The following is a 6296-nucleotide window of genomic DNA, read 5'->3' as shown; positions in this document are numbered from 1 at the left end:
GGTCGGGTCTGGGTGCCGACCAACCGCGACTGGCCGCAGACGGCCTGGCTGTCGCGTTGGGAACCCTGCTCGTGGTGGTGCCCGGCCTGGTGACCAGCGTCGCGGGGCTACTGCTGTTGCTACCGCCGACTCGAGCCGTCGCTCGCCCGCTGGTGGGCGCCATCGCCGTCCGTGGTTTCGCGCGGCGCATTCCCCTGATCACCGTCGCCGGCGCCGAGGTGTTCAACCGCGGGCCCCGCGACGACTACATCGACGGTGAGGTCATCGAGGTCACTGAAGTCGAACCGCCCGCCCTGCGGTCCGAGTAGCTCAACCGTTTAGGTTCTTCGGCGTGACCGACGTCCCAGCCACGCTGCTGCTCAACGGCAGGGTGTACAGCCCGAGCCATCCCGACGCCACCGCGATGGCCGTGCGCGACGGGAGTGTGGTGTGGCTGGGCAGCGACGACATCGGCCGCGACCAGTTCGCCGGCGCGGACGTCGTCGACCTGGCCGGCGGCTTAGTCGCTCCGGCATTCGTCGACAGCCACGTCCACCTCACCGCGACCGGGCTGACGTTCACCGGCCTTGACCTGCGTACCGCCACCTCGTCGCGGCACTGCCTGCAGCTGATCGCCGACTACGCGGCGGCGCACCCCGGCGAGCCGATCTGGGGTCACGGCTGGGATGAGTCGTCGTGGCCGGAGAACGCGGCACCGAGCACTGCGGATCTCGACGCCATGATCGGTGACCGGCCCGCCTACTTGGCCCGGGTCGACGTGCATTCCGCGCTGGCGTCGACCGGTCTGCGGCGGCGTGTCGACGCTCTGGCCGCGGCGACGGGATTCGACGAGCAGCGGCCCTTGGCGGCCGAGGCGCATCACGGGGTCCGCGCTGCGGCGCGCAACCTGCTGACCGACGCTCAGCGCAGCGCCGCCCGGCTGGCCGCCCTGGACGCCGCGGCCGCGCAGGGGATTGCCGCTGTGCACGAATGCGCCGGCCCGCAGATCGGCGGCCTGGACGACTGGCGGCAACTGCGTGCCCTCGCCCACGGCGTCGAGGTGACCGGCTATTGGGGTGAGGCGGTCACCAGCGCCGCCGCGGCACGTGCACTACTCGACGAGACCGGTGCGGCGGGACTGGCCGGGGACCTGTTTGTCGATGGGGCCCTCGGGTCGCGCACCGCCTGGCTGCACGACCCCTACCACGATGCAGCCGAGCATTGCGGGGTCCGCTATCTCGACGGCGACACCGTCGCGGCGCACCTCGCGGCGTGCACCGAAGCCGGTGTGACGGCTGGATTCCACGTTATCGGCGACGCCGCGGTCGCCAGCGTGGTCGACGCCCTGGAGCGGGTGGTCGACGATCTCGGTGTGCCCGCCGTGGCCCGCTGCGGCCACCGCCTCGAACACCTGGAGATGGTCACCTCCGAGCAGGCAACCAAGCTCGGGAGATGGGGAGTGATCGCGAGCATGCAACCTAGTTTCGACGCGCTCTGGGGCGGGCGTCAGGGCATGTATGCCCGTCGTCTCGGTATCGATCGAGCTGGGCGTCTGAACCCGTTTGCGCTGTTAGCATCCCAAGGCGTGGCTCTCGCGTTCGGATCCGACGCCCCGGTGACGGGCCTGGACCCGTGGGCGACGGTCCGGGCGGCCGTCAACCACCACAACCCCGACAGTGCGATTTCTTCGCGAGCCGCGTTCGCTGCCGCGACCCGTGGTGGTTGGCGGGCCTGCGGCGCCGGCGACGGGCTGAGCGGCACCCTGGTCCCGGGTGCCCCGGCGTCGTATGCCGTGTGGGACGTCGACGCATTCGAATCGACCGCGTCGACGTCAAGCCAAGCCGTGCGCCGCTGGTCGACCGACTCCCGGTCGCGGGTGCCGGCGTTGCCGCGGCTGGATTCGACTGACCGGCTACCGCGCTGCCGGCAGACGGTTCACCGCGGCTCGGTGATCCATGCCTAGGGGTATTTGGCGAATCCGGCCCGCCAAGAACACCGAGAACACCGACGTCTTCCCGGCGATCGCGGACCCGGTCAAGGACGACGAGGCCGTGACCGGCGAAAGCCCAGTCGTCGACACCGAACTCGACCGCGGCATCGAGGACGACATCGAGGACGCGCCGCGCGATCTCGAGCCGCCTGAAGCGCCGCACGACCGGCTCGCGGCGGTACGCGACCGGACTGTGCGAATCGGCGCGTTTCTGTGGCGACGATTGGTGGAGCTGACCGCGGCGCTGCTGGCGTGGCTGGCTGCCGAGGCGAGTGTGCGGGTGCCTGCGGCGGGCAGGTGGCTGCGGCCGCGGCTGACCCGGCTGAGCGCTTCGATCGTCGCCGGTCTGTTGCTGTGCTCGAGCTATCCGAGATTCAACTGGTGGTGGGCCGCCGTCCTGGCCTTCGCCGTGCTGGCGTGGGTGCTGACCCGGCGGGCCACCACGCCGTTGGGCGGTTTCGGTTACGGCTTTCTGTTCGGCCTGGCGTTCTATCTGCCGCTGATTCGCTGGATCAGCATCCTGGTCGGCGCCACGCCACTGCTGGCCTTGGTGCTGATGTGCGCGCTGTTCCCGGGACTCTTCGGGCTCGCGGCCGTCGCCACGCGACGGCTTCGGGGCTGGCCGGTCTGGTTCGCGGTGCTGTGGGTGGCTCAGGAATGGCTCAAGTGCACGATTCCCTTCGGCGGCTTCCCGTGGGGAGTGGTCGCCGCGGGGCAGACGTCGGGACCGTTTCTGCCGTTGGCGCGGCTGGGTGGCGTGCCGCTGTTGTCGCTGGCGATCGTGCTCACCGGCTTCGGTGCCGCCGCGTTCGTCATGGAGGCGGTGTCGTGGTGGTGGGCATCGCACCAGCGCCAAACCGCCGAGGACGCGCTGGTCGCCGACGCCCCGCCGGCGGTATTGCTGCCCGCGTTCTGCATCTGCCTGATGTTCTTGCTGGCCGCTGCCGTCTGGCCGCAGGTCCGCCGCTCCGGCACCGGGTCCGGCAACGAACCCGCCGTCACCGCCGCGGTGGTGCAGGGCAACGTGCCTCGGCTCGGCCTGGAGTTCAACGCGCAGCGCCTTGCGGTACTGGGCAACGACGTGCGCGAAACCCGAATGCTGGCCGACGATGTGCACGCCGGCCGTGCCCCGCAGCCCGACTTCGTGGTCTGGCCCGAAGACGCGTCGGAAATTGATCCGCTTGTCAATCCTGACGCTGCGCAGGAGATTGCGGTTGCGGTCGACGCGATCGGGGTGCCGATCCTGGTCGGCACGGTGCTCGACGTCCCGAATCGGGCAAACGCGGATCCGGCTCAGACGAACACCGTGATCGTCTGGAACCCGAAGACAGGTCCCGGCGACCGGCACGACAAGCGGATCGTGCAGCCGTTCGGCGAGTACCTGCCGTGGCGCGGCTTCTTCAAGCAGCTGTCCGGCATGGCTGATATGGCCGGGTACATCGTGCCGGGGAAGGGTTCCGGGGTGGTGCGGGCCAACGGGACCCCGATCGGCATCGCGACCTGCTGGGAGGTCGGCTTCGACCGCGCGCTGCGGCACTCGGTTCGCCACGGGGCGCAGTTGCTGGCGGTGCCGGCCAACAACGCCAACTTCAACCAGACGATGAGCGAACAGCAGCTCGCGTTCTCCAAACTGCGCGCAGTGGAGTTGGACCGCTACACGCTGGTGTCCAGCAACGTCGGAATCTCGGCGATCGTCACCCCGGACGGGCGCGAACTGGGGCGGACCCGCTTCTTCACACCCAGCTACCTGGACAACCAGGTCCGGCTCAAAAAGACGATGACTCCCGCCGCGAAGTGGAGTCCGATTCTCCAGGGAGCTCTCGTCGTGGCCGCTCTGGCGGTCCTGTTCGCCGCGATGCTGCACAATGGTTGGTTCGCGGATATCCACCGAAGGCTGTCCGAGTTGGCAAACCGGGGCGCCTCCGCGGCGGAGAGCTCCGACGACGATGCTCCCGGCGCCGAGGAACTGGCTGACCCGGACGAGGCGTCGAGCGGCGCCGAACCCGACGACGACTGCCGACACCCCGCCCGCCCAGGGCCAGAAAAAGGAGATCTATGACCCGCGCCGGCGACCCAGCCATGCGCCGCAGGAGTGGCGCCATTGACGAGGAGTGGCGCTCAAGACCACCGGCGATTCGGGCGCGCGCCCCAGCCGGCGCACCCTGGTGAACATCCCGACCATCAACGAGCGGGTGAATCTTCCGCTCTTTGTGCAGCGACTGCGTGCGGCCCGCCCCGACGTCCACATCCTGGTCGTCGACGACAACAGCCCAGACGGAACCGGGCAGCTGGCCGAGGGCCTGGCGGCGGCGAATCCCGGGCTGATCCACGTCATGCACCGCACCGTCAAGGATGGCCTCGGAGCGGCTTACCTGGCCGGCTTTGCCTGGGGGCTGGACCGCGGATACACGACGCTGGTCGAGATGGACGCCGACGGCAGCCACGCACCTGAGCAGTTACACCTGCTGCTCGAGGGCATCGACGCCGGCGCCGACCTGGTGATCGGCTCGCGCTACGTCGATGGGGGCAACGTGAAGAATTGGCCCTGGCGCCGCTGGGCGCTGTCGTGGACGGCCAACACCTACGCCCGGCTGGCGCTGGGTATCGGCATCCACGACATCACCGCCGGTTACCGCGCGTACCGCCGCGATGTGCTGGAAAAAATCGACCTCGACCACGTCGACTCCAAGGGCTACTGCTTCCAGATCGACCTGACCTGGCGCACCATCACCAACGGCTTTGCGGTGGCCGAGGTGCCGATCACCTTTACCGAGCGCGAACTCGGCGTATCGAAAATGAGTGGATCCAACATTCGCGAAGCGGTGGTGAGAGTGGCGCAGTGGGGGATCGACGGGCGCCTGCATCGCGGGCGGGCGACCCCGGTCAAGCACTGAGCGTCAGCTGCCGCGGCGGCGGGTGCGAATCAGATCGAGACGCTCTTTGAGCAGCTCCTCGAGTTCTTCGACCGAGCGGCGCTCCAGCAGCATGTCCCAGTGGGTGCGGGGTGGCTTGACTTTTTTCGGTTCGGGCAGGTCACCCTCGATGAGGGTGCCCTCCATGCCGTTGCGGCACTGCCAGGTGCCCGGGATCTCGGCATCGTCGGCGAACGGGACGTCGAATTCCTCGCCGTTTTCGGTGCGGTAGCGCGCAACATGACGCGGCGCCAAGTCGTGATTTCGGTCGGTTTCGTAGCTTACGGCTCCAAGGCGACTGCCTCTCAAGACGCGATCAGCCATTGGTTAGCACTCCTCTAAGTATCTTCTCAGTAGCTAGCGCCCAGATCAACGTCACGGCGGGCGCGTTGGTTCCCGAGGCCACCGGGCGCGGTGGGCGACCCGACGTTTCATGATACCGGGATTCCACGGGCATCCCGACTAATGTCGGTCCCGTGAGACGCCGTGCCCACCCGCAGCCGTGCCGCTGGTGCGGCCGTGCCATGGATTCCCTCGACAGCGGACTGGGCCGTCGCCGCCAGTACTGCCGCCAGTCGTGCCGGCAGCGGGCCTACGAGCAGCGGGCGTTGATCAACGCCGGGCAAGGCGCGGCGGTGCCCGCCGACGCCGTCGTGCTCTCCGCCGACGAGGCCGCTGACCTGTCCGATCGGGTCTACCAGGTGCGATGCGCAGCAGAAGACGTGGCCATTGCGCTGGACGAAGGTGCGGACGCCCCCGAGCTTCGCGAACTGTGCGACGCCTTGATGCGGGCCGCCGCGGCCGCCGACGGGTGGCGCTGACCAGGCTTGGCTCCGGCCGACTTGTGACAGGTACAGTCTCGCCATGGATCGCTGGGCACCGGAATCAGTTGCGGAGCCAGGCCATGTGCGGGGTGGGCGAGTCGGCGCCCGCCAACGATGTTCTCGGGCCGAAGAGCAGGTAAGCCGCCGTCTGTGCGGCAAGTGACACCGCTCATCATCCAGGGCCGCATTTTTTCTTTGAGCGACGACCGATGTTAGGCGAGGGGTAACGACATGGCTGACCAACTCCAGCATGCAACCGAGGCGTTGCGTAAAGCGCTGGTCCAGGTCGAGCGGCTGAAGACCAAGAACCGGGCGCTGCTGGAGCGCTCCGGTGAGCCGATCGCCATTGTCGGAATGTCGTGCCGATTCCCCGGCGGGGTGGACTCACCGGACAGCTTGTGGGAGATGGTCGCCGACAAGCGCGACGTGATGTCGGAGTTCCCCACCGACCGGGGTTGGGACCTGGCCGGCCTGTTCGACGACGATCCCGACGCGCCGCACAAGTGCTACGCCCGCTCCGGGGGGTTCGTCGACGACGTGGCCGGTTTCGACGCCGGGTTTTTCGGCGTGGCGCCCAGTGAGGCGTTGGCC

7 protein-coding genes are annotated in these 6296 nt (G+C 68.7%); 6 read left to right on the top strand and 1 reads right to left on the bottom strand.

Annotation, left to right across the window (positions count from 1 at the left end):
- The 4 genes from AC2VOU_RS01680 to AC2VOU_RS01665 form a co-directional block, all read left to right on the top strand.
- On the top strand, positions 1-308 hold a 308-nt coding region (locus tag AC2VOU_RS01680), incomplete at its 5' end, for an FxsA family protein (protein WP_486955794.1).
- Positions 309-403: 95 nt separating this feature from the next.
- Positions 404-1942, top strand: a complete 1539-nt coding sequence (locus tag AC2VOU_RS01675; RefSeq protein WP_486955795.1) for an amidohydrolase — start codon at positions 404-406, stop codon at positions 1940-1942.
- Positions 1935-4028 (top strand): apolipoprotein N-acyltransferase, encoded by a 2094-nt coding sequence (lnt, locus tag AC2VOU_RS01670; protein ID WP_486955793.1) that lies wholly within the window; start codon positions 1935-1937, stop codon positions 4026-4028. The genes AC2VOU_RS01675 and lnt overlap by 8 nt, the downstream gene beginning before the upstream one ends.
- 52 nt (positions 4029-4080) lie before the next feature.
- Positions 4081-4863 (top strand): polyprenol monophosphomannose synthase, encoded by a 783-nt coding sequence (locus AC2VOU_RS01665; RefSeq protein WP_486955792.1) that lies wholly within the window; start codon positions 4081-4083, stop codon positions 4861-4863.
- Positions 4864-4866: 3 nt separating this feature from the next.
- On the opposite strand, the gene AC2VOU_RS01660 is transcribed toward AC2VOU_RS01665, so the two are convergent.
- The gene (locus tag AC2VOU_RS01660) at positions 4867-5205 is read right to left on the bottom strand and encodes an RNA polymerase-binding protein RbpA (RefSeq protein WP_486955791.1); all 339 of its coding nucleotides are present in this window, start codon (positions 5203-5205) and stop codon (positions 4867-4869) included.
- A 152-nt stretch (positions 5206-5357) separates the two neighbouring features.
- Between AC2VOU_RS01660 and AC2VOU_RS01655 the strand changes: the two genes are divergently transcribed.
- Both AC2VOU_RS01655 and AC2VOU_RS01650 read left to right on the top strand, forming a co-directional pair.
- Positions 5358-5702, top strand: a complete 345-nt coding sequence (locus AC2VOU_RS01655; RefSeq protein WP_486955790.1) for a hypothetical protein — start codon at positions 5358-5360, stop codon at positions 5700-5702.
- Positions 5703-5936: 234 nt separating this feature from the next.
- Positions 5937-6296 (top strand): beta-ketoacyl synthase N-terminal-like domain-containing protein (locus AC2VOU_RS01650; protein WP_486955789.1); only part of this gene is annotated, 360 nt, incomplete at its 3' end.

It is taken from the genome of Mycobacterium sp. TH-M25, assembly GCF_057473665.1.
This window is presented reverse-complemented; position numbering and strand designations above follow the sequence as displayed.